Here is a 26,773-nt window from a genome sequence, read left to right as displayed (position 1 = left end):
CGGTGGTAGCTCAGTTGGTTAGAGTACCGGCCTGTCACGCCGGGGGTCGCGGGTTCGAGCCCCGTCCGCCGCGCCATCAAGTTAAAAATAAAAAATACCGGTTTTTACCGGTATTTTTTCGTCTATACCTTATGCCTTTTCATAAAAAATCCAGCTATTTTAGATAATATAAAATAGGACAACACAATAAGTCTGAAAAAATATGGCTTGAATCCTGAAAGAGCATCCATCTCAAGCTGCTTCACACCAAACGCTTATTCATCAAATCCCTAAATCATCTTTCAAAATAGACATCAATACTTGCCTCCTCTTCTTACACAAAGGCCGTCTGAAAACGTCAATACATTTTCAGACGGCCCCTTTTAGCTTATCAAGCCTGATACCTAATCATGCAAGAAGCTTTAGCATCAATCCAATGTTCTCCACCGGGCTGAACAATTTTAGACACTAGCTTATCCAAGTCGCGTAAATAATCGGTTGATTTTTGGCTGTTGATAATGACGACAACCAGCAACGGCTTTTCGCCCAACCAATACCCTGCCAGCGCGCGGACATCTTTAAGCGTACCGGTTTTAAGGCGCAGGTTTTCACCTGGCTGTTTCAAGCGTGTTTTAAGCGTGCCGTCTTTACCGGCAATCGGCAGCGTACTGATAAACTCGTTTTTAAACGGGCTGAAGTAGGCTTTTTCCAACATTTGCGCCATCATTCGCGCATTAAGCCGTTCAACGCGGGACAGGCCTGAGCCGTTTTCCAACACCAGCCCTTCCGTATTGATACCAGCAACCGCCAGCTCGCTTTTTACGATAGAGGCGGCCTTAGTCTGCGCCAGCTTGTAATCAGACACATTTCCGGCAAATTTAAGGAAAACCGAACGGGCAATCAGATTATTAGAATGCTTGTTCATATCGGTGAGGATATCGGTAAGCGGTTTGGATAGATGGCTTGCCAACACATGCGCATCATGAGGCGCAACACCTGTCGTCAGGCCGTCTGAAACCGTACCGTCTTGTTGGCGCCATTGGTTCACAAAACTTTTGCCGACAAATTCTTTCATGCTGTACATATTCAGATACAGCTCTTTGCCTAAGCAGCTTTCCGGCAGCTTGCCCGATACGGTCAGCGTATTGTTTTTATAGGCAGTCTTCATGTGGTTTTTTAAAACACTGCACTTCCCTTCCTTATCTTCAAGCGTCAATTTGTTTTGAATGTTCAGATTCGGCAGCGGCGGATTGGTACGGATGACCAAGCTTCCGTCTTCTTCTTTTTCAGCACGCAGTTCAACGGTTTTATACGCCAACATATTGGGATCAGGCGGTGTCATAAAGCTTTCGGCAGAGTCAGAAGCAAAATCATCCGGATTCTTCACATCGCCCCACAGGCTGCGGTCGAGTATCAGATGTCCGTCAATATGGCGTATGCCCTTATCGCGCATCTGTTGCTGCATTTGCACCAAATCATGCTGGTCAAACACAGGATCGCCGCTCCCCACCCAATACACATTGCCTTTCAGTGTATCGCCTTTGATTGAGCCGTTGGTTCTAAACTCGGTTTTCCAACGATAATCGCCGCCCAACATACGGAACGCGGTAAACGCCGTTACCAGCTTCATGGTCGAAGCAGGATTGCGCAATTCATCGGCACGGTGTTCGGCAATCACTTTGCCACTGTCCAATTCCTGCACATAAACGGAAATTTCATTTTCAGGAATACGCCCGAAGTCCAAAGCCCATGACGGACAAACCGCCATCATCAGGCTGATTGATAAAATACTTTTTAACTTCATTGTGTTACAAAATCTTATAAATTCTTGCGAGGTACTTAGGCCGTCTGAACGTTTCAGACGGCCTTTTATTTATTTCTGATGCGCTTTCAAACGCAAAGCAAACATGACGACCACAACACCGACACCCAAAGCGCAACCCATCGCCAAATGGATACCGTCCAACATTGCCTGTTGCGGCATATCTGCGCTGGAAAGTCTCTCTCCAATATTGGTCGCACCGACGAAAAACGCCGCGCCGATGGCACCGGCAATCGGGTTGATGGTGGTCAGAATCGCCGCACCGTGCGGATTGAGCGTTTTCGGCAACGCGTTCAAACCATGGGTTTCGCCGGTTACACAAGCAGACACGGAAAGTGCCAACAGCGTAAACATCGCCGTCAACATCACCACTTGAGTATCAATCCGCAAAAACAGCCACAATACCGCCAGCGACACCACCAGCATCACTGTTGCCGGCAAGACGACAAAGCGTCCGCCCTTTTTATCCAACAATTTGCCGAACAAAGGCGCGGCAACCGCTTGGGCAATGCTGGCAGGCATCAGGATCAGGCCGGTTGCCGTACCGGTCAGCATCAACACTTGCTGCGTGTACATCGGCACCATCAGTTCCAAGCCCAAGAACAGGAATACCGCACCGGCCAAAATCACAACGCAATATCTGAACTGTTTGTATCCAAACGCCCGAAGGTTCAACAACGGCGTGGCCAAACGGAACTGACGGTGCGCAAACCACCCCACCAGTACAATAGAAGCGGCGAAGAGCAGGACAAATTCCACCAGCGGCATATGGGCAAAATTACTGCTCGCATAAACCAGCCCGCCGAAGCCTGCAATCGACAGCACAGCCGACAACATATCGATTTTCGGACGGCTGATGTTGCTCAAATTGACCGTCAAATATTTACCCACCAGCACCATCGCCGCCAACATAAACGGCGCGGTAAAGCCGAACAGCACGCGCCAATGCGTATGGTCGATGATGATGCCCGACAGCGTCGGCCCCATTGCAGGCGCGGCGGTAAACATCATGGTAATCACGCCCATCGCCGTTCCGCGTTTGTTGGGCGGGAAAATCGACAACACTCCGTTAAACAGAAGCGGGACAAAAAACGCGGCAGACACTGCCTGCACCATACGCCCGACCACCAATACGCCAAACGTCGGTGCAAACGCGCAAATCAGCGAGCCTGCTAAAAACGTTGCCTGCGTAAACAGCACCATTTTGCGCGTTTCAAACCATTGAATCACGCCTGCCGTAATCGGCGTAAATGCGCCCATGACCAGCAAAAAGCCCGTCGTCAGCCATTGGACCGTGGTCTTGTCGACACCAAAATCTTTCATAATCGGCGTGAGCGCGACATTCAGCAGCGTGTCGTTGAGATAGCCGAAAAATGCGCCGATGAATAAGGTGGCGACAATGGTTTTAGCAGGAAAATCGGGGGTGTCGGCGAAGTATTCGTGTACCGTTGCGTCCTCTTGCAAATCAGAAGCGTGCATAATAATTTGAAATATCAGCAAAACCGTTATTTTAGCATAAACCGTTTTGACAGGCCGTCTGAAACCTTGACCGCATCCCCAGACAACACTAAAATTTAGAATCGTTTTCATTTTTATCATCAAACAGGAGAAAAACATGTCAAAGAAAGTCAGCATCTTGGTCGGCAGCCTGCGTAAAGGCTCGTTTGCACGAAAAATCGCACAAAACGTCATTTCCATGTTCCCCGAAGGCTACGAAGCGCAAATCGTCGAAATCGGCCATTTGCCTTTGTACAACTTCGACTACGACGATCCTGCCGTTACCGACTTCCCTACTCCATCCAGCTATACCGATTTCCGTGAAACCATCAAAGCTTCGGCCGGCGTATTGTTCGTGACTTCTGAGAACAACCGTACCGTACCGGCCTGCCTGAAAAACGCCATCGACATCGGTTCCAAACCCAATGCCGATGTTGCCTGGAAAAAAACACCTGCCGGTATCATCAGCCATTCTGTCGGTAAGATGGGCGGCTATAGCTCGCAAAAAAATCTGCGCCTTGCCCTTTCGTATTTCGATATGCCGCTGACCGGCCAACCGGAAGTGTTCCTCGGCAACTCGCCTACCCTGTTTGACGACAACGGCCAGCTCATCGAATCTGCGCGCGGATTTGTTCAAGGCTATATCGACCAATTGGTTGCCTTGATTGAGAAAAACCCTAAATAATCGGGATTGAAGCATACAGGCCGTCTGAAAACCGAATTTCAGACGGCCTCATCTTTTGCAAAAAATCAGTTTTTCAACCCTTCCTAAATTTTTACTAATTGAGTGCGGTTATAATCCCTACCCACCCATCCTCCGGAGAACTTCCATGCGCGTATTATTGGTTGAAGACGATGCCATGATTGCCCAAGCCGTCAGTGCCAACCTGAAAGACACCGGCTACGCTGTCGATTGGGTCAGCCGCGGTTCGGAAGTAGCCGCGGCAGTCGCAGCGCAAGCATACGATTTACTGCTCTTGGATTTGGGTTTACCCGGCAAAGACGGTTTGGACGTATTGGCGCAAATCCGCAATGGCGGCTGTACCGTTCCCGTCTTAATCGTGACCGCACGCGACGATTTGCACAGCCGCCTCAACGGCCTGGACGGCGGCGCAGACGACTACATCGTCAAACCCTTCGACATGGCGGAACTGCAAGCCCGTATGCGCGCCGTATTGCGCCGACACGGCGGACAGGCGCAAACGCTGCTGACCAACGGCATCATCACGCTCAACCCTTCCACCCATCAGGCGGAAGTAGTCGGGCAGGAACAGGCCGTCATGCTCAGCAACAAAGAGTTTGCCGTCCTCCAAGCCCTGCTGCTGCGTCCGGGCATGATTCTGTCGCGCAGCGATTTGGAAGACAAAATTTACGGCTGGGGCGAAGAAGTCGAAAGCAACGCCGTTGACTTCCTGATTCACGCCTTACGCAAAAAACTCGGCAAAGAAGCGATTCAAAACGTCCGCGGGGTCGGCTGGCTGGTTGCACAAAACAACCAGGTCGTCTGAAAAATCACAACAATATCAATACACAAACCATGCAACGCCTTATCCACACCATCAAACAATCCCTGCAAGTCCGAATCAGCCTCGCCCTGATCTGCATGCTCCTGCCCCTCTCCATTCTTGCAGGCATATTTTCATATTACGATACCTATCACGAGACCCAAGAGGTTCAAGACGACCTGTTGCGCCAAGTTGCGAACTATCTCGACCCGAGCGATGCCGATGACGAGAAACACTCGCTCGACAACGACAATAAGATTTCCGTTCAATTTCCCAATACGCCCAACCCCATCGTCAGCCTGCCTGAGCAGATTTCAGACGGCCTGCACACCATTCAGGCCGATGACGACGACGATTACTACCGCGTTTACACCCGCACCACCAAACAAGGCCGAATTGCCGTCATGCAGGAAAGTGACTACCGCGAAGAGCTGGCCGAAATGGCCGCCGTGCAGAGCATCCTCCCCATGCTCCTCGCCCTGCCCCTGATTATCCTGCTCACCGTCTGGATTACCCATCGCGCCATGCGTTCCGTCAAAACCCTGTCCAACGATTTGGAACAGCGCAAAATCAATGACCTCTCGCCGATGGACACCCAAAACATTCCCAGCGAAATCCAAGGCTTTGTCGTCGCCATCAACAACTTGTTGCAGCGTACCGATGAAAACGTCCGCCAACAGCAACGCTTTATCGCCGATGCCGCACACGAATTGCGTAGCCCCATGACCGCCCTTTCCCTTCAGGCAGAGCGGCTCAACAATATGCAGCTGTCCGCCGAAGCGCGCGAGCAGTCCGCCCTGTTGCAACAAAGCATACAGCGCAACCGCCACCTGCTCGAGCAACTCCTTTCCCTCGCACGCGCCCAAGCGCCCGAAATCCAACGCCCCAAAACCCTGATCAGCCTGCAAAACCAGTTCCGCCGCGTCTTGCAGGAACTCATGCCGCTGGCGCTGGCCAAAGGTCAAGACATCGGCGTTGCCGTTGAAAATGACTGCCAAATCCACGCCGACGACACCGAAATCTACACCCTTATCAAAACCTTTACCGACAACGCCATCCGCTACATCCCCAAAGGCGGCCGCATCGATTTGGGCTTTGACGAAACCGCCGAATACCTCAATATCTGGGTGGAAGACGACGGCCCCGGCATTCCCCCAAGCGAACGCCAACGCGTTATCGACCCCTTCTACCGCATTCTCGGCACCGAACAACAAGGCACCGGCCTGGGGCTGTCCATTGCAGACACCATTGTCAAACGCCATCAAGGCCGTCTGAAACTGGCCGACAGCAGACGCTTTGACAGCGGTTTGCTGATTATTGCCGAGTTGGATAAAAAGACGCTTTAAATGATTGACCCACCCAAATTGGTTTATCTAGCTTTAAGCCGATAAATGAAAACGCTTAAAAAACCAAAGGCCGTCTGAAAATAACTTTCAGACGGCCTTTTTATATTTTAAAGCAAACCTCATTCATTCCTCACAAATACGGCTGCAAAGTTTGGCGGAGGATTTCTATATCGGTAATTTCAGTGATATTGGCTTTACCCAAGTATTCCAAGCCGACAAAACGCATGATGCCGCTGCTGACTTTTTTGTCGTGGCTCATGTGTTCAATCCATTTTTCAAAGGAGAAAACAGGCGGCGCAGACGGGAGGGCGGCGGCTTCCATTAAAGCGGCAATGCGGTCGGTATCGGCTTGTTGGGTTTTACCCAAAATTTGCGACAAACGGGAAGCGAGGACGCAACCGGCGGCAACAGCTTCACCATGCAGCCATACGCCATAGCCCATTTCGGCTTCGATGGCATGGCCAAAAGTGTGGCCGAGATTAAGCCATGCGCGGATACCCTGCTCGGTTTCGTCTTGGGCAACAATATCGGCCTTCATTTTGCAGCAATGGTAAACGGCTTCTGCCATTTTTTCTTGATGTTGCGCCATCAGGTCGGCCATATTTTCTTCCAACCAAGCAAAAAATTCGGCATCGCCCAATGCGCCGTATTTGATGACTTCGGCCATACCTGCGGAAAGTTCGCGTTGCGGCAGCGTTTGCAGGGCGGTCAAATCGGCCAGCACGGCCTGCGGCTGGTAGAACGCGCCAATCATGTTTTTACCGAGCGGATGGTTGATGGCGGTTTTACCGCCGACCGAGGAATCGACCTGGCTGAGCAATGTGGTCGGCACTTGGATAAAAGGTGCGCCACGCTGATAAGTCGCCGCGGCAAAGCCGACCATATCGCCTATCACGCCGCCGCCCAAAGCGATTAAAGTGGTTTTGCGTTCGGCACGGTTTTGCATCAGGCCATCGTAAATCAGGTTAAGCGTCTGCCAGTTTTTATATTCTTCGCCGTCGGGAAGGATGATGCTGAAATGCGGCACGCCCAGTCTGTCTAAGGCCGTCTGAAGCTGTTTGAGATAAAGCGGCGCAACGGTTTCGTTGGTAATAATGGCTGCTTTTTTGCCTAAATAGGGCTGAAGCAGCGTATCGGCCTGCTCAATCAGTTTATGCCCGATAAAGATGGGGTATTGATGGGACGGGGTTTGGACAGTCAGTGTGCGCATGGTGTTCCTTTGCAAAGCTATTTACTCGCCTAAAGCCTGTATCAGGCGTTTGAGCGTTTTGTGACAGCTGTCGGATTCGATGACGAGATGGGCGGTTTGACGGTACAGCGTATCGCGTTGGTCATACAGCTCTTGCAATTTGACCAAAGGGTCGGCAACTTGCAACAGCGGCCGGTTGCTGTCGTAACGGGTACGCTCCAGCAAGGTTTCGGGGCTGGCATGCAGATAAACAACCGTGCCGTTTTGGCGCAGAATCTGTCTGTTTTCACTGCGCAATACTGAGCCGCCACCGGTCGATAAAACAATGTTGCGCCGGGAAGCGAGCTTCTTCAGCATATTGGTTTCGCGGTTGCGGAAGCCTTCCTCCCCTTCCATCTCAAAAATGGTCGGAATGGATACACCCGAAGAAGTGCAGATTTCGTAGTCGCTGTCGTAAAACGGGCATTCAAACATTTGGGCAAGCTGCTTGCCCAAAGTGGTTTTACCCGCGCCCATCAGCCCAATTAAAATTAAATTACCGTTGATTTTTTCCATGAGGGTCATTTTATACGATATGGTGGTTTCGTGGAAAAGTTCGTCGTTTTTCAGACGGCCTTTTCATCTCAGGCCGTCCGAAAACCAAAACAGGCATACCTTTGCAGATATGCCTGTTTGTCATTTTAAAAATCAGTAGCGCAGATTGTTACCCACATTATCCATAATGCGCGGCGTGATGAAGATCAACAGCTCACGGCGGTTTTCACGTTTACCGCGTGATTTGAACAGATTGCCGACAACAGGAATATCGCCCAAAACAGGTACTTTGTTCACTGCATTGGTGCTTTCTTCTTCGTAAATACCGCCGACAATCAGCGTACCGCCATCTTCAACCATGGCTTGGGTATTCAAGTGTTTGGTGTTGATACACTTGGTTGTCAGAGAATCCACGGTACAGTCGATCGGGGTATCGCGATTAATCTTCACAGTCATGATGATTTGACCATCAGGCGTAATGTTCGGCGTTACGGTCAAGCCCAAAACGGCTTTCTTGAAGGTAATCGAAGTCGCACCGCTGGAAGAAGCTTCTTGGTAAGGAATTTCCGTACCGGATTCGATTTTGGCTTCTTTGCGGTCTTGTGTCAGCACGCGCGGATTGGAAATGGTTTTGCTCTTACCTTGTTCTTCAGACGCGCTGATTTCCAAGCCCAATGCACCGGACGAGAACGCACGCACCAGCGCAATGCTGTTGACTGCGGCTGCGGTCGGCAGACTGACGTTCGGATCCAAAGTCCATGTGCGATAGCCTACATCGCCACGATTAAATGAGGCATTGGTATTGTAGTTAGTTTGCGCATTGCTCCAGTTGCTGCCCCATGCGTTACGGCCACTTGCACCACCAGAACCGAATTTAACGCCCAAGTTGCGGAAGAAGGTATCTTCAGCTTCCACAATACGCGCTTCCACCATCACTTGACGGGTTGGAACGTCCAATTCATCAATCAGTTTGCGGAATTTCTCAATCACGCCACGGTTGTCGGTTACGATCAGCGTATTGGTGGCCGGATCGATTAAGGCGCTGCCTCGGTTGCTCAACAGAGTATTGCGGGTATTGGAATTATTGCTGTCGTATTCTTCCAAGCGCAGAATTTTACGGAACTCTTCCACGTTTTTGTATTTCAACTGGAAGGTTTGAGAATACAGCGGACCCAATTCGGCAATCTCTTTTTCAGCCTGCAAGAAGGCTTTGTCTTTTGCCAACAATTCATCTCGAGGTGCGATATTGATAATGTTGCCTTGACGGCGCATATCCAAATTGCGCGCCTGCATAACCAAGTCCAAAGCCTGATCCCAAGGTACATCTTTCAGGGACAGGGTCATGGTGCCTTTGACGGTATCGCTGGCAACAATATTCACACCGGACTCTTTCGCCAAAATCTGCAAAATGGTACGGACTTCTACATCTTGGAAGTCCAAGGAAATTTTACGGCCTTTAAACGATTTATTCGCATTTTGGTTCAAGCCGCTGGATTCGGTATTGGCGGCTTTAGGCGATACTTCAAATACAAAACGGCCGGAAGAAGCTTTGGTATTGATGTCCCAATTCGCATTATTGTTGCGGATAATGAGCTGGGTAGAATTGCCGATGCGTTTGAGCGTAACGTTTTGTACAGGGGTATTGAAGTCAGCCACATCCAAACTGCGTTGCGCTTGTGTCGGCAGCGTATGGTTTTTCAAGGTAACAACCACACGGTCGCGCTGCTGTTTAATGTCCGGCTGCCCGCTGAAACCTGGGGCGGACAATTCAATAATGCCGGAATTGCGTGCACCTTTGCGGAAATCGATATTGGCTGCTGAAACGGCTTGATAAGTCTGAGTAGCGCGCGCGGTAGACGGCGTAGCCGCACGTTCATTTGCAACAGCCGCATTGGTTTGATCAGTAGATTCGTTTACAAATACCCAAACTTCGTTGCCGCGAATCTCAGTATTGTATTGGCTGATTTTGTTCAAGCCCAAAACCACGCGTGCGCGGTCATTGTTTTGTGCCGCAGTAATTTGATTCAGCAATGGGTCGGCATATTCCAAAACAGGCTGAGGCAAACGGATATTGGTGTTGGCAAAATCCAATGCGATACGCGCCGGAGTAGATGTTACAAAACCATGAGGTGTGGTGACGTCTTTGTCGAAACGGATTTTGATGATTTTTTGGTTGTCAGGCAAAGTGGAAACGTTGATATCGGTAATATTGCCTGCAAAGGCCGTCTGAACAGCGAGGGCAACGCTGAAGCCGGCAAATAATTTTGTCATGTGCTTGGTTTTCATAATCGAGTGAGACCCCTAAATTAATTTGAATTCGAACTATCTGAGCTATTGGAAGAATCCGCCTCTTTACTGCTCAATGGCAATTCGGCCTTCCGGTACACCCAGTTGCCGTAGCTGTCTTCAACTTGCTCGGTCAAGATAATTTTATCTTCGGTAATACTTTGGATTCTGCCGTAATTTTGACCGATGTAGTTTCCGGGATAAACGGTATAAACATGGTCGTTGACCTTGATAAATCCGGAAACTTTGCCGCCGCTTTGCAGCGTTCCGACAAAGGCCATGTTTTCCAAACTGAAGGCTTCCAATGTTTCTTTCGGACGGTTCACATCCGGCGCATTGCCGCCTTTAGGGGCAGTGTCCAAACGACGTGAATCAAACGCATTTAAGCCTTTAAAGTTCGGAGGGCTATACGGCTTAGGCAATGTAACCGTCGGCTCTTCAAACGGAATAATCTTAGATTTTGCTTCCTGACGGGTTTGCGTCATCCATTGAGTCAAATCTTCATAGCTTTGCGTACAGGCTGCCAAGGGAAGAAGACTTAAGAGTAAGATGATTTTTTTCATGATTTCCCTATTCTTTTATTTTTGCTCATTCTCGGCAGGTTTGCCTTCTTCTTGTGCCTGTTGCGCAGCCAATTCGGCAGCAATCTCTTCGGCCGGACGGGCTTTGTAAGTCGTTGCAATCGCACTCAATGTCAACTCGCCTTTATTGCCTTTGCCTTCTTTGTCCTCGCCTGCGTTCACGAGTTTCAAAGAATCTAAAGTAATAATGCGCGACAAATCGCCTACATCACGGGTAAATTGGCTGATCTGTGAGTATTTGCCTGTGATGGAAATCTGATACGGCAGTTTTTGAATCGGACCATCGTTTTCAGGTTGGAGCGGCGCAACGCTATCCAAACGCAATCCGTTGGTTGAACCTGCCTGATGCAGCTCTTGAATCAGGTTTGGAATTTCCGCGTCGGTCGGCAGTTGTTTCAACAAAACGTCAAATGCAGAACGGATCGAGGCCAATTCTGCTTTCAAATTGTTCAAGCTTGCCGCCTGAATGCTTTTACGCGTAAAGGTTTCCTTCAGCTCTTCTTCTTTGGCTTCCTGCGTATTCAAGGTTTCAATCTGATCTTTAAATACGCCGACATAGCCCAAAGCCAACATACCGACAATCAATAAACCTGCCAGCAAAAGTTTTGAAGGCATATTGAGCAGGTACAGGTTTTGTACGTCCAATTGTTTCAGGTTTTTAGATGCCATTATTGAGCCTCCGGAGCAGGTTCTGCTACAGGTTCGGCCGTTTCACCGCTGCTTTGGGCAGTCGGTGCAGGAGCCGGCGTATTTACTTGGTTGATTGAAGATTTCAAAGTAAATTCTTGGTAGTTATCTACTTTTTTAATGCTCAACAATTCAGGTTGCAAGAAAATACCTGTACTTGGCAGGGAGCGCATCATAACGGCAATTTTATTGTCGCTGATGGCATGGCCGCTGATTTTATAGCTGGTCGGGCTTTCTGCTTCCAACGCAGTCAAATAAGTATTATCGGGCGTAAGCGCATTCAAAGAATCAAGGATATAAGCCGCTTGATAGCGTTTTTCCTGCAACTCTTCAACTTTCAGCTTCTTGGCTAAGAAGGCTTCTTTTTCTTGCTGAAGTTTATCGATTTCGCCCAATTCTCTATCAAGTCTGTCGATTTCGGTTTGCAGGAAGTTGTTGCGGCCCTCTTGATTGCTGATGGCGCTGTCAATACCGAGATAGGTAGCGGCCGCCAAGCCCAAACCCACCGCAAAAGCACCAAGCATCAATATTTTGAATTGCTGCTGCTTGCGCTGTTTAATCTCTTCCCGATACGGAAGAAGGTTGATTCTGGTTAATTCGATCATGTTCTCAAAGTCCCCTTAATGCCAATCCGAACGCCAAAGTCAGTGACGGCGCATCAATTTGAAACTGCGGCAATTCTACTTTTGCACTGCGTTCCACATATGAAATCGGATGCAGATATTCTGTTGCCGTATTGGTTTGCGAGAAAATGCTTTCCGCCAAACCTGCCTGTTGCGCGGTAAAGCCGGTCAGCAGGATGTGTTTGATATTGGCGAAAGAATCAGTAGCCTGCGTGGTATAGTAAAATTGCAGAACACGCTGAACTTCTTGCGCAACCTGCACATTAAAACGGTCGGCAATCTGAGACTGGTAGTCTGAAGGTTTGTTTTGGGAAGCCATCATTTGTGCGGCTTTTTCTTCCGTTACCTGATAAGTACGCTGAATCAGCTGATTGAGCTGCTCAGTGCTGACCGGTGTTTCTTGTTTGTAGAGGATACGGCCGTTTTGCAAAATCAGGGCATACATTTGCGTCGCATGAATGCCGAACACGGCAACTTTTTCCTCTGCCATTTCGGGAGCATGCGTATTCATCCAATAGACAAAGGCATTGCGTTGCGCCAGCAAGTCCAAATCCAAAGCGGACAAAGGCAAGCCCGCATTCTCAAACATTTCAATGCGCGGCTCTACATCGTCTTTTTTGGCGGCAACAGCTAAAACATGCTGGCTTGAACCGACTTCTTCAGCTTGAAAGTCGTAGTTCATTTCTTCAATGGGCGCAAATTGGCCGACTTCCGCCTCGACAAACTCTTCCAAGTCCAAATCGGTATCACGCGGGTTGTAAATAATTTGCTCGACTGTCGCCAAATTTTGTGGCACTGCAGCAACAATATTTTTGCAAGAACTGCGTAATTGTGTGTAAGTATGTTGGATGTAAGTAGCAAGCTGATCGTAGTCTTGAATTTTGTTGCCTTTGACAATATTTTTAGGCAATTTGGTAATAACGTATTTTTCCAGCTGAATTTGGTTTAAACTACGGCCTGTCAGTTGTACCATCTTAATGGCATGTTGGCTGATGTCGACGCCGATGGCAGAGCGGTTGTTCAATCCGCTAGAAGCCTTGCCTGTTTTGGTATCTTTCGTGCTTTTAAATAAGCGCATGATTTGACTTCCCTGTATCATTTAGGAGTGAGTAACTGTTTCGTTATCCGTAAAGGACTTCTTATTCTTTACACAGTATTGACTGTGGCTGATAGAAATCGTTTCCCATTTTACTTTATTTATCGCCATTAATGGCAAAATTATTACTTAGTCATGATTAAAAAGATTATAACGACCTGCATGGGTCTCTTATTAGGACTGGCTCTTTTCGGTGTAGGTCTGATTGCAATTGCAATTTTGGTAACCTATCCAAAACTGCCGTCTTTGGACTCTTTACAACACTACAAACCAAAAATGCCGCTGACGATTTATTCTTCAGACGGCCAAGTCATTGGCGTTTACGGCGAACAACGGCGTGAATTTACCAAAATCGGCGACTTCCCGAAAATTTTGAAAGACGCCGTGATTGCCGCCGAAGACAAACGCTTCTACGACCACTGGGGCGTGGACGTTTGGGGCGTGGCGCGCGCCGCAATCGGCAATGTCATGGCTGGTGGCGTTCAATCCGGTGCCAGTACGATTACGCAACAGGTTGCCAAAAACTTCTACCTGAGCAGCGAGCGTTCGTTCACCCGTAAGTTCAACGAAGCCCTGCTGGCCTACAAAATCGAGCAGTCTTTGAGCAAAGACAAGATTTTGGAGCTGTACTTCAACCAAATCTATTTGGGTCAACGCGCTTATGGTTTTGCATCTGCCGCCCAAATTTATTTCAATAAAAATGTTAATGATTTAACATTGGCCGAAGCCGCCATGTTGGCCGGCTTGCCCAAAGCCCCTTCCGCCTACAATCCGATTGTGAACCCTGAGCGTGCCAAACTGCGTCAGGCTTATATTCTGAACAATATGCTGGAAGAAGGCATGATTACCCTGCAGCAACGCGATCAGGCTTTGAAAGAAGAGTTGCATTACGAGCGTTTTGTACAAAACATCGATCAAAGCGCTCTGTACGTTGCCGAAATGGTGCGTCAAGAGCTGTTTGAGAAATACGGCGAAGATGCCTACACGCAAGGCTTCAAGGTATACACCACCGTCGACACCGCACACCAGCGCGTGGCCACAGAAGCCCTGCGTAAAGTCCTGCGCAATTTCGACCGCGGCAGCAGCTACCGCGGTGCGGAAAACTACATTGACCTGAGCAAAAGCGACAACGTAGAAGAAACCGTCAGCCAATATCTTTCTACACTTTACACCGTCGATAAAATGATTCCGGCGGTTGTCTTGGAAGCCTCACGCAAAGGTGTACAGATTCAGTTGCCGAGCGGCCGTAAAGTCACGCTGAACAGCCACGCTTTAGGCTTTGCCGCCCGTGCAGTCAACAACGAAAAAATGGGTGATGACCGCATCCGCCGCGGCTCCGTCATTCGCGTTAAAGGCAGCGGCGATACTTTTACCGTCGTTCAAGAGCCTTTGCTGCAAGGCGCATTAGTGTCTTTAGATGCGAAAACCGGTGCAGTCCGTGCATTGGTCGGCGGCTATGACTACCACAGCAAAACCTTCAACCGCGCAACTCAAGCCATGCGCCAACCCGGCTCTACGTTCAAACCGTTTGTTTATTCCGCCGCTTTGGCAAAAGGCATGACTGCCTCCACCATGATTAACGATGCGCCGATTTCCCTGCCGGGTAAAGGTGCAAACGGCAAAGCGTGGAACCCGAAAAATTCAGACGGCCGCTATTCCGGCTACATCACGCTGCGCCAGGCTTTGACCGCTTCGAAAAACATGGTATCCATCCGCATCCTGATGTCTATCGGTATCGGTTACGCGCAACAATACATCCAACGCTTCGGCTTCAAGCCGTCTGAAATTCCTGCCAGCCTGTCTATGGCTTTGGGTACAGGCGAAACCACGCCGTTGCGTATTGCAGAAGGTTACAGCGTCTTTGCCAACGGCGGTTACAAAGTATCTGCCTACGTCATCGACAAAATCTACGACAGCCAAGGCCGTCTGAAGGCGCAAATGCAACCTTTGGTAGCCGGTGAAAACGCACCTCAAGCCATTGACCCTCGCAACGCCTACATTATGTACAAAATCATGCAGGACGTTGTCCGTGTCGGTACCGCACGCGGTGCAGCCGCACTCGGCCGCTCCGACATTGCCGGTAAAACCGGCACCACCAACGACAACAAAGACGCATGGTTTGTCGGCTTCAACCCTAGCGTTGTGACTGCCGTCTATATCGGCTTTGACAAACCGCGCAGCATGGGCCGTGCAGGCTACGGTGGTACAATCGCCGTACCGGTTTGGGTAGAATACATGCGCTTTGCCCTGAAAGGCACCAGCGTCAAACCGATGAAAGCGCCTGAAGGCGTGGTTGCAAACGGCGGCGAAGTGTATATGCGCGAACGCATGACCACCAGCTCCGACCTGGCCTTGGACAACAGCGGCGTTGCTCCGCGCCCTGCCCAACCTGCCCGTCGTGCGGTTCCGAATGAAAACCGCCGCCATGCCGAGAGCAACACTGCGCCAGCCCGCGAAGAATCAGACGAAACCCCAGTTCTGCCAAGCAATACCGGCAACAACAGACAACAACTGGACTCTCTGTTCTAATGTTCTAAAGCAAGGCCGTCTGAAACGTTCAGACGGCCTTTTTTGAGAAAATTCAAAGCAAAACCATGATTGATTTACACTGCCATTCGACCGTTTCAGACGGCATGCTATCCCCAACCGAAGTTGTCCGACTCGCCCGTCAAAACGGTTGCACCCTGCTCGCCCTGACCGACCATGACCATACCGGCGGACTTGCCGAAGCACGCGCCGAAGCCGATACCCTCGGCCTCCCCTTCGTCAACGGCGTGGAAATATCCGTCACTTGGCGCGGCCGTACCATCCACGTTGTCGGCTTGGACTTTGACGAACACAATGAAGCCCTGCAAAACCTGCTTGCCGAAGTCCGCAAAGGCCGTCTGAAACGATTGGAAGCCATCGCGGCCAAACTGGAGAAAAAAGGCATCACAGGCGCGTATGAAGGCGCGCTGGCATTGGCCGCCAACAAAGAAATGGCCAGCCGCACCCACATTGCCGAATTCCTCATCCGCGAAGGCCATGTCAAAAACAAACAGCAGGCATTTACCAAATACCTGGGCGACGGCAAATCCTGTTCCGTCAGACACGAATGGGCCACACTGGAAGACTGCGTAGCCGCAATTACAGGCGCGGGCGGCATGGCCATTGTTGCCCACCCGATGCGCTATGAATTATCCGCCACCGTCAAACGAAACCTGTTTCAAGAATTTAAAAACCTCGGCGGCGCAGGAATTGAAGTGCACAGCGGCAACTGCTGTAAAAACGACCGCCTCAACTATGCCCTACTTGCCGACCGTTTCGACTTTCTCGCCAGCGCAGGCAGCGACTTCCACCGCCCCAACGACTTCAGCGGCGGCATACTCGGCGCCTGTCCCGACTTACCCGAACAATGCCGTCCTGTATGGAAACACTTTAAGGCCGTCTGAATTTTTCTAAATTTTCAAAACGAAAATACAGCCCCTAGTTTTTAAGCAACCTGTTTCCATTCAGCTAAAGTTCAATATTCTTAAAATCAGCGCTTCCATCATCAATCAGGCCGTCTGAAAAATACTTTCAGACGGCCTTTTCATTTTTATTTCTCTTTACCGCAAGTTAAAACGACCTCACCAGCGATAAACCGACTTCGTTTTGTTTGTAGCTATACAGTCAGTCGGTGTTGCCGTGGACGCGGCGGTGTTTGTAGCTGAGGGCGGGCTTGAGGCCGGCGAATTTCCAGCGGTCCGCGCCTATGCTGAGGCGGTAGGTTTGTTCTTTGTCACGGCGGCGTTGTTCGAGTACGGCGTTTTCTTCGCGGTGGCTGCGGATACCGAAAGTGGCGGAAGCGGAGGCGTCGAAGCCGGCTTCAAACATTTTTGCCGCACCCAACCGTGCAGAAATTTGACGATAGCTGTCCACAGGGTCTTTCGTTTTGTACTGTTGCCAGTCTATGCCGCCGTAGAGCATCAAGTCGCTACGAGGGAAATAAGACAAGGTGTTGTAAACGGAGAGGAGGCTGCCGTCGAGCAAACGGGTTTTGTCTGCATAAGAAAGACGTTTCCACTCGGCTTCGGTGTTCCACGTCCAGCCGCCTTTGTCGAGGTTCCATTCGCTGCGCGCGCCATAGGCGCGGTTGAAGGTTTTGCTGCCGCTACCGTTCCATTCGATGAGCGGAGCGAGGGCGAAAGTGTAGCACTGGTTTTCAAACTGGTAGCCTGCACTGAGGTTGAGCGTGTGTTCGTTAAAGTTCCGATGATCACGGTAGAAGCGGCCGTAGCCGAGCGCTCAGGCGGCGATACCGTGGTGTCCTTTAACCTGCCAGCGGCGGACGGCGGCGGCTTCGTATTTGATGCTGTTGGCAGAAATGGGTTTGTCGCCTGAAAATTCTTCCCAGCATTCGCCGTCGATTTCGGTTTTACACCACACTTTGCTGCTGCCTTCATTGATGTTGCTATTGCGGACGGCACCGACGGAAAGACTACCCTTCCAGCTTTGACGTTGATTCAAGGCATCTTGAAAATGGGCAATGTTTTCTTTAACGGCTTCGGGCAAATCTTCGTTTTGAAGATGTGCAAATTGAGAAGAGGCTTCACGGTTCAGACGGCCTTCAAAGAGCAGTCGGGCGTAATCAAGCCGTCCGCGTGTGAAGTCGGGATGGCGTTGCAACAGGGTTTCGTATTCTTGTTTGGCGGCTCACTTGCCTTCGCCCCGAGCCAACGAGGCGCGGGCAAACGAAGCGATATCGGGATCGTATTCGCTTTGCTGGGTATAACGCTCCAGCAGCGGACGAACGGCTTGCCAATCGCTGCGGTTGACGGCGTTAAACAATGCCTCGCCTTGGTCGGCTTCGGAATCGCTCTCGGCTGTCTGCCCGGTATGCGGAACAGAAATATCGAGATGATATTCGCGCACTTTTTGTTCCTGCTCCTGCATGGTTTGGCGGGTATCCTGCCACAAACGAAGTGTTAGCACAGAATTAGTAAATGTCCTAAAAACCTCCAATAAGGCGAAAATATTTATTTTTAATTCGATACGGCCTGTATTACCTACCCAAAAACGGCAAAGAATATATTGAAACTGCCTGCCCGATACACCATAATGACCCTATAAATACTCGGAAAAAAGGTTAACGCCATGTGCCAACTGCTCGGCATGAATTGCAACACTCCCACAGACATCATGTTTTCTTTTGAAGGCTTCCGCCGCCGTGGCGGCATTACCGACCACCATGCCGACGGATTCGGTATCGGCTTTTTTGAAGGCAAAGGCGTGCGTTTGTTTCACGACGACAAGCCCAGCGCCAACTCTCCCGTTGCCGACTTGGTGCGCGCCTACCAAATCAAATCTGAAAACGTTATCGCCCATATCCGCAAGGCCTCACAAGGCCAGACCTCACTAGCAAACACTCATCCCTTCATGCGCGAGATGTGGGGCGAATATTGGCTGTTTGCCCACAACGGCCATTTGATTGATTTTTTTCCTGAGCAGGGCGAGTACTACCATGCCGTCGGCACGACCGATTCCGAACGCGCGTTCTGCTTTATCCTCAACCGCCTGCGCAGCCGCTTTGCCACCAAACCCGAACCTGAAGTTTTGTTTGACGCCATTGCCGGCCTGACTCATGAAATCCGCCGCTACGGCTTGTTCAACTTTGTGATGTCCAACGGCGACTGCCTGTTTGCCCACGCCAGTACCTTACTGCACTACATCGTGCGCAAAGCCCCGTTTGGCAAAGCCCGTTTGCTGGACGATGATGTCATGGTCGATTTTTCAGAAGTGACCACCCCGAACGATAAAGTTTCCGTCATCGCCACCCTGCCTCTGACGCGAGATGAAACCTGGTCGCAATTGGCAGTCAATGAATTGGTGATGTTTCAAGACGGCGATATCGTCCGCAGCGACCGCCCCGAAAATCCGGTTTACATGAGTGCGGAAGAAGGTTTGGAAATCGCCCGTGCCGTCGGCGTATCGGTTTAACGGTTGATTGACTGAAAACTCAAGGCTGTCTGAAAAGCCCAACTTCGCCAAAGTTGCCCTTTCAGACGGCCTTTTTATACTTAATCCAGCGAAGAGCCTTTACTATACGAAAATAACGCAATCCGCTACAATAATAGTTCACAAACAATAAATTCAATTGCTTAGCGACCTTGCCGAGCGTATGACAAGGAAACACGATGAAGTGCCCGTTTTGCCAACACCCCAACACACAAGTAACCGACTCGCGATGGCTGGAAGACACCAACAGCATCCGTCGCCGTCGCAAATGCTTGGAATGCGGACAACGCTTCAGCACTTTTGAAACCGTTGAAATGCGGATGCCGCAAGTCATCAAATCCAACGGCACACGGGTTCCCTTCAATGCGCACAAACTGCAGACTAGCCTTGAGCGCGCGCTGCACAAACGTCCTGTCACACAAGAACAAATCGATGAAACCGTTGCTCTTATCGAGCAACGCCTCTACCGTTTGGGCAAAAAAGAGGTCGCTTCGCGCATCGTCGGCGAAATGGCGATGGAAGAGCTGGCAAAAATCGACCAAGTTGCTTATGTCCGCTTCGCGTCTGTCTATAAAAGCTTTAAAGACGTTTCCGAATTCACCCAAGTCATCGCCGAATGTAAAGCCAAATAAGGCCGTCTGAAACCATGTTTTCCGCACTTGATACCCAAATGATGCAAACCGCCCTCGAGCTGGCCAAGCTTGGGCGGTTTTCTACTTCCCCCAATCCCCGCGTCGGTTGCGTGATTGCACACAGCACACAAATCGTCGGACAAGGTTTCCACGTCAAAGCAGGCGAGCCGCACGCTGAAGTTCACGCATTAAGGCAGGCCGGAGCGGCGGCAAAAGGCGCAACAGCCTATGTCACGCTGGAACCTTGCAGCCATTACGGCCGCACGCCACCATGCGCCGAAGCGCTGGTTCATTCCGGCGTAACGCGCGTAGTCGCCGCCATGACCGACCCCAACCCGTTGGTCGCAGGCAAAGGCTTGTCTATGTTGGAAGCCGCCGGAATCCGTACCGAAAGCGGTTTGTTGGAAGCTCAGGCGCGCGAACTCAACCGCGGTTTCCTGTCGCGTATCGAACGCGGCAGACCGTTTGTCCGCCTCAAATGCGCCGCCAGCTTGGACGGTAAAACCGCCCTTTCAGACGGCCGCAGCTTTTGGATTACCGGCGAAGCCGCACGCGAAGACGTACAAATTCTCCGTGCCGAAAGTTGCGCCGTTTTGACCGGTATCGGTACCGTGCTTGCCGACAACCCGAAGCTCAACGTCCGCAGTTTCCCTACCTTACGCCAACCTGCGCGTATCGTCTTGGACAGCCGACTGCAAACCCCTTTGGACTGCCACCTCGTGACTGATACCGAAAGCCCGACCGTTATCGTTACCCTTTCCTCAGACGAACAACGTTTGCAGGCGCTGGGTAAATTTGAACATGTCCGCATCATCAGGCCGTCTGAACACATCAACGGCCGCATCAATCTTTCCTCCCTCATGCCCCAACTGGCAGAGCTTGGCTTTGGCGAAGTTCTGGTAGAAGCCGGCTCAACACTTGCTTCAGCCTTCCTGAAGGATGACTTGGTAGATGAAATCGTTCTCTACCAAGCACCCAAACTGTTAGGCGCAGGCAAACCTCTTTTCTCCCTTCCTGAAAATCCGGCCGCCCTACTTTCAGACGGCCCTTGGCAAAGTCAATCGGTAGAAATCATCGGGCAGGACATTAAATGGGTTCTCCGGAAAAAATCCGTCTAATTGCCTCAACTTAATAATCAAACCATTTTTAATAGAATCCATCTATCATTCACATAGTAATAAATGTGCTTTTTTCGTCGATATATTATAATGACTATAGCGTATTCCAATTTAAAACTTTGACTTGAGTTAACTATCCTCAAGCTGATTGTCGACAAATTTTCCTTTTTTTCATCACGAAATAATGGATTATTAAGATAAGTTAAGCCACGAAAATTTATTAAAAGTTTTTATTCTAGAAGGGTTTTAAACGGCATAAACGGTAGTTTGATTTCATGAACCATGCATTTGACAAAGCAATATCTAAAATCAAAACATGTAGTTGAATATAATTTCTAAAAATTAAGCATTCAAAAATACCATTTCCATACCACAGAGGCCGTCTGAACGACCGTTAAACTTTTTTGTTTGAGACGAATCAGATAAGTGCTTATGATTTTGTCTAATGTAATTATAAGTATGGTTTTAAGGCTTCACACGATACGGCAGCCGGCTATGGCTATGCGGTTGCAGCAAACAACTCAGGCATCGGGCAAACACTCCCGATTCACTCATTCATTAAACGAAAGACATCATGAAAAACATTACGATACAAAAATTTGCCGATAAGACCGCAAAAATCGGCATCGTTGGCTTAGGCTACGTCGGTTTACCACTGATGTTGCGCTATGTGGATATCGGTTACCAAGTTTTGGGGTTCGACATTGACACCAACAAAGTCGACAAGCTCAACAAAGGCGAAAGCTACATCGAGCATATCCCTTCCGACAAAATTGCCGCTGCTTCCAACAGCCTGTTTGAAGCAACGACCGACTTCTCCCGCATCGGCGAAGTAGAAGCCGTTATTTTGTGCGTACCGACTCCGCTGAACAAATACCGCGAGCCGGACATGAGCTTTGTGATTGACACTACCGATGCGGTAAAACCTTACCTGCGCGCCGGTCAAGTGCTGTCTTTGGAATCCACCACCTACCCCGGCACTACCGAAGAAGAATTGCTGCCACGCATGGAAGAAGGCGGCTTGAAAGTCGGTCAAGACGTATTCTTGGTTTACTCTCCTGAGCGTGAAGACCCGGGTAACCCTAACTTTGAAACCCGTACCATTCCAAAAGTCATCGGCGGCCATACCCCTGCCTGTTTGGAAGTCGGCCTTGCGCTGTACCAACCTGCCATCGATAAAGTTGTTCCAGTAAGCTCCACCAAAGCTGCTGAGCTGACCAAACTTCTGGAAAACATCCACCGCGCCGTAAACATCGGCTTGGTGAACGAGATGAAAATCGTTGCCGACAAAATGGGCATCGACATTCACGAAGTCATAAATGCCGCTGCAACTAAACCGTTCGGCTTCGTTGCTTATTACCCAGGTCCAGGCTTGGGCGGTCACTGTATCCCTATCGACCCGTTCTACCTGACTTGGAAAGCACGCGAATACGGTGTAAACACCCGTTTCATCGAGCTGGCCGGCGAAGTGAACTCCCACATGCCTGACTACGTTATCGAAAAAGTCGGCCTGGCTTTGAATGACCACAACCGTTCTATCAAAGACAGCAAAATCTTGGTATTGGGTATCGCCTACAAGAAAAACGTGGACGATATGCGTGAAAGCCCGTCTGTGGAAGTGATGGACCGCCTGCACAAACTTGGCGCAGTGGTTTCCTACTCCGACCCACACGTTCCAGAGTTCCCACACATCCCCGGCCACCACTACTTCGATCTGAAGAGCGAAGCGCTGACCCCTGAAACTGTCGCCCAATACGATTGCGTGGTTCTGACCACCGATCACGACAAATTCGACTATGACATGATCACCGAACATGCCAAGCTGATTGTCGATACACGCGGCAAATTCCCAGTGAAAAATCCTAAAGTCATCAAAGCATAATCTTGCTTCAAACGCATCCGGCTGCCTCCGGTTTCCCCGACCGGGACGGCGGCCGGTTTCCCAAGGCCATTTGTTTTTCAGACGGCCTTGGCAAACCGGCAACGGTAACAACACATACCTTACGAAAAACGCTCAGCTCGAACTTCTGGCCGTCTGAAAACAAATAATATGAACGCGAAAAAAATCCTCGGCTACGCATTGGGCCCGGTAGGAAGCGCCGCTTTCGGCCTGCTTTCCCTGCCACTCATCTCATGGTACTTCCCTGCGGAAGACATCGGCCGTATCGTACTCTTGCAGACCATTGCCGGACTGAGCATTCTGCTCTTGGGCTTGGGGCTGGACCAATCCTATATTCGCGACTATTACGCCGTTAAAGACAAGGCCGCGTTGTTCAAATCCGTTTTTTTATCGCCATTGATTCTGACTGTGGCGGTTGTGGTTTTAGTGTTACTGATAAACGCATCATGGCCGTCTGAAATCATTTTTGACATCTCCAGTGCAAATTTGGGGATTCTCTTTCTGATTTTCTTGGCCACCACGCTGATTATCCGTTTTTTAGCCTTGATTTTGCGGATGAAAGAGCAGGCATTGGCTTTTTCACTCAGCCAGCTTGCGCCGAAATTTTTGATTTTGGTATTGGTTTTTGCCGTGATCGCTTCCGGCCTGCCCGCCAATACCACTTCGCTGGTTTTTGCCTACACCGCCGCCCAAGTGCTGACCGTTGCGCTGTTGATCTATCAACTGCGCCGAGACCTGCAAGCTGTTTCCCATGCGAAATGGTCGCCTGAGCTGCACCGGGACGGCCTGCGCTACGGCCTGCCGCTGGCATTCGGCAACTTGGCCTATTGGGGTCTGACTTCGATTGACCGCTTTGTCCTCAAGAATATCTCGGGCTTGGACGAGTTGGGTATTTATTCGATGGCAGTCAGCTTTGGCGCCGTCGCCTTGATTTTCCAAAGCGTGTTTTCCACCATTTGGGCACCTTTGGTGTTCAAATGGGTGGAAGAAAAAACCAATCTGGACAAAATCGGCGACATCACGCTTTCCATGACCGTCCTCATCAGCGCAATGATTTGCCTTATCGGGATTTTCTCGCCGATGGCAACCTGGATACTGCCGGAAAAATACACGCAGGTTCAATTTATCCTGCTCTCGTGTATGCTCTTCCCCCTGTTTTACACGCTGACCGAAGTCAGCGGCATCGGTTTGAACGTCGTCCGCTCGACTTGGCTGATTACCGCCATCAACGTCGTTGCCTTTATCGCCAATACCGCCCTGCTCTATCTGCTGGTGCCGAAATTCGGTGCAAAAGGTGCGGCTATGGCCAGCGCAACGGCTTTTTGGCTGTTTTTCATCTTGAAAACCGAATTCTCTTCACGCCTGTGGCAACCTTTGCCGCGCCTGAAGATTTATACCAACTCAACACTCTGCCTGATGATCTGCCTTGCCTACACTTGGCTGGGTACGCGCGACAACTACATTTGGTTTGCGCTGGCATGGGCAGTCGGACTGGGTTTCCTGTTCCTAAAATACAAACATGCATTATTTGCCGCGACCGAAAAAATCAAAGCCAAATTAAACCGTTCGGCAAAATAGCCAACTTAAGATTCATGTCTCTACGATAACAACAGAACGACTATGAAAATAAAACGTCTGAACTTATACACTTACATCCTATACATCATGCTCGCAGCCTATATGCTGGGGCCCGCGCTGTCCTTTAAGGTCGGCGTGCCGCGTATCGACAACCCCTTGACCCTGATATTTGTACTGCTTGGTTTTGTCGTATTTTTTCTGGAAAGCAAGCATATTCCGCGCAAGATTTTTGCCATGCTCTGCGCCCTGACTGCCATGTGCATCTGGCCTGCTATCCACATGGGCATTACGTCGCTGACGCCGACGCAGTACATGGATATTTTGTTTTTTATGGCGGTTCCGGCTTTCTTCTACTTGTTTTACCAAGTATTGAAGCGCGCCGACGACCCTTTGAGGATGATTCAGAAGTTCCTCGTCGTATTTACGCTGTTTATCGCCGTGCCGCCGTTTGCAGAGCTGGCCACCGGTATTCAGTTTGTGAGTGCCAGCGATGAGTTGGCTATTGACGAAGGCTCGCTCAAAGGCTTGTTCTTTAACCCGAACAACCTTGCCGCCACCGCAGTCTGCCTTGCGCCTGCCATTTTGTTTTTCTTCCAACTCCAAGGACGGAAACACAAAGAAAAACTGCTGGGCTGGGGCTTGTTCCTGCTGTTGGGCATGGCCATTTTCGCCAGCGTATCGCGTACCGCCATCGGCTGTTACCTGTTGATTTTGCTGGTTTATACGGCCTATCGCAAAAACGGTTTTATTACGGTCGGCGTAGCAGGCCTGCTGGCGTTGGTGTTGTCGATGATTCCGTCACGCGCGATTGCGGAATTTTTGCTCTCACTCAACGGCAACCAGTTTTTGGAACGCTTTTCCAGCCGCGTGTACCTCTTCCTGTACGACTTGGGCAGCGACAACTCCGTGTCCTACCGTCAGGAGATTTACAACTACTTTTGGAACAATCCGCCCCTGCTGCTGACCGGCTACGGCCCTAAAAACTTCCGCGAATATTTCGGCGGCCATTTGAGCGACAGCTTGGGCTTTGAAAACCCGCACAGCTTCATCATCGAGCTGTATCTGGGTTTCGGCATGATTTCCCTGCTCGGCTTTATTGCTTTTGTGGCGTGTTATTTCCTCTACACTACTTCAAACCGCGCAGTAACCGGCAAATCGCGCGTTTTGGCTTGGGTTGCCTTGGGCATTTTCCTGCTGGCCGGTTTTATTCCGTCCACCATTTTGCGTATGCCGTTTATCTGGCTGCCCTGCCTGCTGATTTTTATTTACAGCGTATTTGTCGCGCCCAAGCTGAAAGATATGGTCGCTTACGCATACAACGAAACACTATACGATACGAAGAAACCATCATGAAAATCATCCTGACTACCTCCATGTCCGGCCTCGGTGGCACTGAAAACGCCACTTTCCGCCTCGGCCGCCTGCTCAAACAACGCGGACACGATATCGTATTGGCCTCTTCAGACGGCCCTTTGATTCAGGAAGCGCAAGCATTGGGCATCCGTTGGCAGCCGATTGATTTTTACCAAGGCGGGCTTTTGGGTTACATCAAAGGCATGTTTGCCTACATGAAACTGCTGAAAAAAGAGAAACCCGATGTGATTCACTGCCAAATGGCGCGTATCGTTCCGGCCTGCGCCATTGCGGCCAAGTTTGCCTCGCCGAAAACCAAAGTGTTCTACCACGCACGCGGCCTTGATCCGGAAACTTATCCGAAAATTGCCAAGCTTTTCGACAAGCTGGGCGTGTACATCATCGGCAACTGCAAACACGAACGCGAAAAACTCATCCGTTACGGTTTCCCTGCCAACCGCATCACCTACACTTACAACGCCCTGCACAAAGCGGATTACGTTCCTGAAAAAACAGTCAAAGACTATGTCCAACTGGGCACGCTTTCCCGTTTGGACACCGTCCGCGCCGTGCACCTGATGTTGGATATTTTGAAGAAAATGGTTGACCGCGGTATGCCTGTACGCCTCAACGTTGCAGGTATCGGCGAAGAAATGGACAACCTCAAAGCCCAAGCTAAACGTTTGGGCATTGAAGACAAAGTTACCTTCCTCGGCGGCGTCCGCGACTTGACCGGCTACTTCAAAGAAGTCGATATTTTGGTGAACACGCCTCATTGCGTAGGCGACCACGGCGCAGGCGTTGGCAACAATATTTTGGAAGCCGGCCTTTACGACACACCTGTCGTGACCTACAACATGGCGGGCATTTCCGAAATGGTCATCACCGGCCAAACCGGCTACTGCATTCCTTTCGGCGATGACAAAGCGTTTATCGAAGCCGTCGATACACTCATCAAGCATCCAGAGCTGCGCGGCCAAATGGGCAAAGCCCTGCACAAACACGTCGAAACTTTATGCTCCGACGACGAAATCTACCGCACCACCATGGCTGCGTACGAAATGTAAGGCC

The 26,773-nt window shown here is 50.2% G+C and carries 22 protein-coding genes and 1 pseudogene; 12 read left to right on the top strand and 11 right to left on the bottom strand.

Annotation, left to right across the window (positions count from 1 at the left end; all coding sequences use genetic code 11):
- Positions 1–370: 370 nt before the first annotated feature.
- Together dacB and ACTHSX_RS08280 are read right to left on the bottom strand one after the other, a co-directional pair.
- Positions 371–1,783 (bottom strand): D-alanyl-D-alanine carboxypeptidase/D-alanyl-D-alanine endopeptidase, encoded by a 1,413-nt coding sequence (gene dacB, locus ACTHSX_RS08285; protein WP_440377358.1) that lies wholly within the window; start codon positions 1,781–1,783, stop codon positions 371–373.
- Positions 1,784–1,852: 69 nt separating this feature from the next.
- Complete coding sequence (locus tag ACTHSX_RS08280) at positions 1,853–3,280, bottom strand: MFS transporter (protein ID WP_440377357.1); 1,428 nt, start codon at positions 3,278–3,280, stop codon at positions 1,853–1,855.
- Between the two features lie 136 nt (positions 3,281–3,416).
- On the opposite strand from ACTHSX_RS08280, the gene ACTHSX_RS08275 reads away from it, so the two are divergent.
- The 3 genes from ACTHSX_RS08275 to ACTHSX_RS08265 all read left to right on the top strand — a co-directional run bounded on the left by ACTHSX_RS08275 (position 3,417) and on the right by ACTHSX_RS08265 (position 6,149).
- Entirely contained in the window at positions 3,417–3,983 is a 567-nt protein-coding gene (locus tag ACTHSX_RS08275; RefSeq protein WP_440377356.1) for an NADPH-dependent FMN reductase, read from the top strand.
- A gap of 145 nt (positions 3,984–4,128) precedes the next feature.
- A complete protein-coding gene (locus tag ACTHSX_RS08270; RefSeq protein WP_440377355.1) occupies positions 4,129–4,806 on the top strand; it encodes a response regulator in 678 nt (225 codons plus the stop codon).
- A gap of 29 nt (positions 4,807–4,835) precedes the next feature.
- Positions 4,836–6,149 carry a sensor histidine kinase gene (locus ACTHSX_RS08265; protein WP_440377354.1) on the top strand — a complete coding sequence of 438 codons (1,314 nt, stop codon included), beginning with the start codon at positions 4,836–4,838 and terminating at the stop codon, positions 6,147–6,149.
- Between the two features lie 130 nt (positions 6,150–6,279).
- On the opposite strand, the gene aroB is transcribed toward ACTHSX_RS08265, so the two are convergent.
- From aroB to pilM, 7 genes are all read right to left on the bottom strand, one after another.
- Positions 6,280–7,359: a 3-dehydroquinate synthase gene (gene aroB, locus ACTHSX_RS08260; protein WP_440377353.1), complete on the bottom strand. Its 1,080-nt coding sequence runs from the start codon at positions 7,357–7,359 to the stop codon at positions 6,280–6,282.
- A gap of 21 nt (positions 7,360–7,380) precedes the next feature.
- Positions 7,381–7,893: a shikimate kinase gene (locus tag ACTHSX_RS08255; RefSeq protein ID WP_070713651.1), complete on the bottom strand. Its 513-nt coding sequence runs from the start codon at positions 7,891–7,893 to the stop codon at positions 7,381–7,383.
- 132 nt (positions 7,894–8,025) lie between these two features.
- Positions 8,026–10,158, bottom strand: a complete 2,133-nt coding sequence (gene pilQ / locus ACTHSX_RS08250) for a type IV pilus secretin PilQ (RefSeq protein WP_440377352.1) — start codon at positions 10,156–10,158, stop codon at positions 8,026–8,028.
- A gap of 20 nt (positions 10,159–10,178) precedes the next feature.
- Positions 10,179–10,721: a pilus assembly protein PilP gene (locus ACTHSX_RS08245; protein ID WP_314588207.1), complete on the bottom strand. Its 543-nt coding sequence runs from the start codon at positions 10,719–10,721 to the stop codon at positions 10,179–10,181.
- Positions 10,722–10,736: 15 nt separating this feature from the next.
- Positions 10,737–11,408, bottom strand: a complete 672-nt coding sequence (locus ACTHSX_RS08240) for a type 4a pilus biogenesis protein PilO (protein ID WP_004520855.1) — start codon at positions 11,406–11,408, stop codon at positions 10,737–10,739.
- Complete coding sequence (locus ACTHSX_RS08235; RefSeq protein ID WP_295708523.1) at positions 11,408–12,031, bottom strand: PilN domain-containing protein; 624 nt, start codon at positions 12,029–12,031, stop codon at positions 11,408–11,410. Before ACTHSX_RS08235 ends, ACTHSX_RS08240 begins: the two co-directional genes overlap by 1 nt.
- Positions 12,032–12,035: 4 nt before the next feature.
- Entirely contained in the window at positions 12,036–13,127 is a 1,092-nt protein-coding gene (gene pilM / locus ACTHSX_RS08230) for a type IV pilus assembly protein PilM (protein WP_440377351.1), read from the bottom strand.
- A gap of 153 nt (positions 13,128–13,280) precedes the next feature.
- Between pilM and ACTHSX_RS08225 the strand changes: the two genes are divergently transcribed.
- Complete coding sequence (locus ACTHSX_RS08225; RefSeq protein WP_440377350.1) at positions 13,281–15,674, top strand: penicillin-binding protein 1A; 2,394 nt, start codon at positions 13,281–13,283, stop codon at positions 15,672–15,674.
- 65 nt (positions 15,675–15,739) lie between these two features.
- Positions 15,740–16,576: a PHP domain-containing protein gene (locus ACTHSX_RS08220; protein ID WP_440377349.1), complete on the top strand. Its 837-nt coding sequence runs from the start codon at positions 15,740–15,742 to the stop codon at positions 16,574–16,576.
- A gap of 220 nt (positions 16,577–16,796) precedes the next feature.
- Here the strand turns inward: ACTHSX_RS08220 and ACTHSX_RS08215 are convergent.
- Positions 16,797–17,633, bottom strand: a pseudogene (locus ACTHSX_RS08215) (surface lipoprotein assembly modifier).
- Between the two features lie 186 nt (positions 17,634–17,819).
- Entirely contained in the window at positions 17,820–18,098 is a 279-nt protein-coding gene (locus ACTHSX_RS08210; protein ID WP_440377348.1) for a hypothetical protein, read from the bottom strand.
- A gap of 162 nt (positions 18,099–18,260) precedes the next feature.
- Between ACTHSX_RS08210 and ACTHSX_RS08205 the strand changes: the two genes are divergently transcribed.
- The 7 genes from ACTHSX_RS08205 (at position 18,261) to ACTHSX_RS08175 (ending at position 26,769) form a co-directional block, all read left to right on the top strand.
- The gene (locus tag ACTHSX_RS08205) at positions 18,261–19,103 is read left to right on the top strand and encodes a class II glutamine amidotransferase (protein ID WP_063068260.1); all 843 of its coding nucleotides are present in this window, start codon (positions 18,261–18,263) and stop codon (positions 19,101–19,103) included.
- A 197-nt stretch (positions 19,104–19,300) separates the two neighbouring features.
- On the top strand, positions 19,301–19,753 hold the full coding sequence (gene nrdR, locus ACTHSX_RS08200) for a transcriptional regulator NrdR (RefSeq protein ID WP_070607152.1): 453 nt from the start codon (positions 19,301–19,303) through the stop codon (positions 19,751–19,753).
- A 14-nt stretch (positions 19,754–19,767) separates the two neighbouring features.
- Entirely contained in the window at positions 19,768–20,871 is a 1,104-nt protein-coding gene (ribD, locus tag ACTHSX_RS08195; RefSeq protein ID WP_440377347.1) for a bifunctional diaminohydroxyphosphoribosylaminopyrimidine deaminase/5-amino-6-(5-phosphoribosylamino)uracil reductase RibD, read from the top strand.
- Positions 20,872–21,445: 574 nt separating this feature from the next.
- Positions 21,446–22,753, top strand: coding sequence for a nucleotide sugar dehydrogenase (locus ACTHSX_RS08190; protein ID WP_004520865.1), 1,308 nt, complete (start codon positions 21,446–21,448; stop codon positions 22,751–22,753).
- Between the two features lie 168 nt (positions 22,754–22,921).
- A complete protein-coding gene (locus tag ACTHSX_RS08185; RefSeq protein WP_440377346.1) occupies positions 22,922–24,349 on the top strand; it encodes an oligosaccharide flippase family protein in 1,428 nt (475 codons plus the stop codon).
- A gap of 42 nt (positions 24,350–24,391) precedes the next feature.
- Positions 24,392–25,702, top strand: coding sequence for an O-antigen ligase family protein (locus ACTHSX_RS08180; protein WP_036492800.1), 1,311 nt, complete (start codon positions 24,392–24,394; stop codon positions 25,700–25,702).
- A complete protein-coding gene (locus ACTHSX_RS08175; protein WP_036492796.1) occupies positions 25,699–26,769 on the top strand; it encodes a glycosyltransferase family 4 protein in 1,071 nt (356 codons plus the stop codon). Before ACTHSX_RS08180 ends, ACTHSX_RS08175 begins: the two co-directional genes overlap by 4 nt.
- Positions 26,770–26,773 lie beyond the last annotated feature (4 nt).

Source organism: Neisseria sp. P0014.S002 (assembly GCF_051958295.1).
Taxonomy (GTDB): Bacteria; Pseudomonadota; Gammaproteobacteria; order Burkholderiales; family Neisseriaceae; genus Neisseria; species Neisseria flavescens_B.
The sequence above is the reverse complement of the archived record's forward strand: the minus strand, read 5'-3'. Positions and strand labels throughout refer to the sequence as shown.

What these genes read in the sequence shown, in the direction of transcription:
- pilM (WP_440377351.1), bottom strand. Translation starts at nt 13,127, where the DNA reads ATGCGCTTATTTAAAAGCACGAAAGATACCAAAACAGGCAAGGCTTCT.
- dacB (WP_440377358.1), bottom strand. Translation starts at nt 1,783, where the DNA reads ATGAAGTTAAAAAGTATTTTATCAATCAGCCTGATGATGGCGGTTTGT.
- ACTHSX_RS08185 (WP_440377346.1), top strand. Translation starts at nt 22,922, where the DNA reads ATGAACGCGAAAAAAATCCTCGGCTACGCATTGGGCCCGGTAGGAAGC.
- ACTHSX_RS08175 (WP_036492796.1), top strand. Translation starts at nt 25,699, where the DNA reads ATGAAAATCATCCTGACTACCTCCATGTCCGGCCTCGGTGGCACTGAA.
- ACTHSX_RS08205 (WP_063068260.1), top strand. Translation starts at nt 18,261, where the DNA reads ATGTGCCAACTGCTCGGCATGAATTGCAACACTCCCACAGACATCATG.
- ACTHSX_RS08235 (WP_295708523.1), bottom strand. Translation starts at nt 12,031, where the DNA reads ATGATCGAATTAACCAGAATCAACCTTCTTCCGTATCGGGAAGAGATT.
- nrdR (WP_070607152.1), top strand. Translation starts at nt 19,301, where the DNA reads ATGAAGTGCCCGTTTTGCCAACACCCCAACACACAAGTAACCGACTCG.
- ACTHSX_RS08220 (WP_440377349.1), top strand. Translation starts at nt 15,740, where the DNA reads ATGATTGATTTACACTGCCATTCGACCGTTTCAGACGGCATGCTATCC.
- ACTHSX_RS08190 (WP_004520865.1), top strand. Translation starts at nt 21,446, where the DNA reads ATGAAAAACATTACGATACAAAAATTTGCCGATAAGACCGCAAAAATC.
- ACTHSX_RS08245 (WP_314588207.1), bottom strand. Translation starts at nt 10,721, where the DNA reads ATGAAAAAAATCATCTTACTCTTAAGTCTTCTTCCCTTGGCAGCCTGT.
- ACTHSX_RS08225 (WP_440377350.1), top strand. Translation starts at nt 13,281, where the DNA reads ATGATTAAAAAGATTATAACGACCTGCATGGGTCTCTTATTAGGACTG.
- ACTHSX_RS08180 (WP_036492800.1), top strand. Translation starts at nt 24,392, where the DNA reads ATGAAAATAAAACGTCTGAACTTATACACTTACATCCTATACATCATG.
- ACTHSX_RS08255 (WP_070713651.1), bottom strand. Translation starts at nt 7,893, where the DNA reads ATGGAAAAAATCAACGGTAATTTAATTTTAATTGGGCTGATGGGCGCG.
- ACTHSX_RS08270 (WP_440377355.1), top strand. Translation starts at nt 4,129, where the DNA reads ATGCGCGTATTATTGGTTGAAGACGATGCCATGATTGCCCAAGCCGTC.
- aroB (WP_440377353.1), bottom strand. Translation starts at nt 7,359, where the DNA reads ATGCGCACACTGACTGTCCAAACCCCGTCCCATCAATACCCCATCTTT.
- ACTHSX_RS08240 (WP_004520855.1), bottom strand. Translation starts at nt 11,408, where the DNA reads ATGGCATCTAAAAACCTGAAACAATTGGACGTACAAAACCTGTACCTG.
- ribD (WP_440377347.1), top strand. Translation starts at nt 19,768, where the DNA reads ATGTTTTCCGCACTTGATACCCAAATGATGCAAACCGCCCTCGAGCTG.
- ACTHSX_RS08265 (WP_440377354.1), top strand. Translation starts at nt 4,836, where the DNA reads ATGCAACGCCTTATCCACACCATCAAACAATCCCTGCAAGTCCGAATC.
- ACTHSX_RS08275 (WP_440377356.1), top strand. Translation starts at nt 3,417, where the DNA reads ATGTCAAAGAAAGTCAGCATCTTGGTCGGCAGCCTGCGTAAAGGCTCG.
- ACTHSX_RS08280 (WP_440377357.1), bottom strand. Translation starts at nt 3,280, where the DNA reads ATGCACGCTTCTGATTTGCAAGAGGACGCAACGGTACACGAATACTTC.
- pilQ (WP_440377352.1), bottom strand. Translation starts at nt 10,158, where the DNA reads ATGAAAACCAAGCACATGACAAAATTATTTGCCGGCTTCAGCGTTGCC.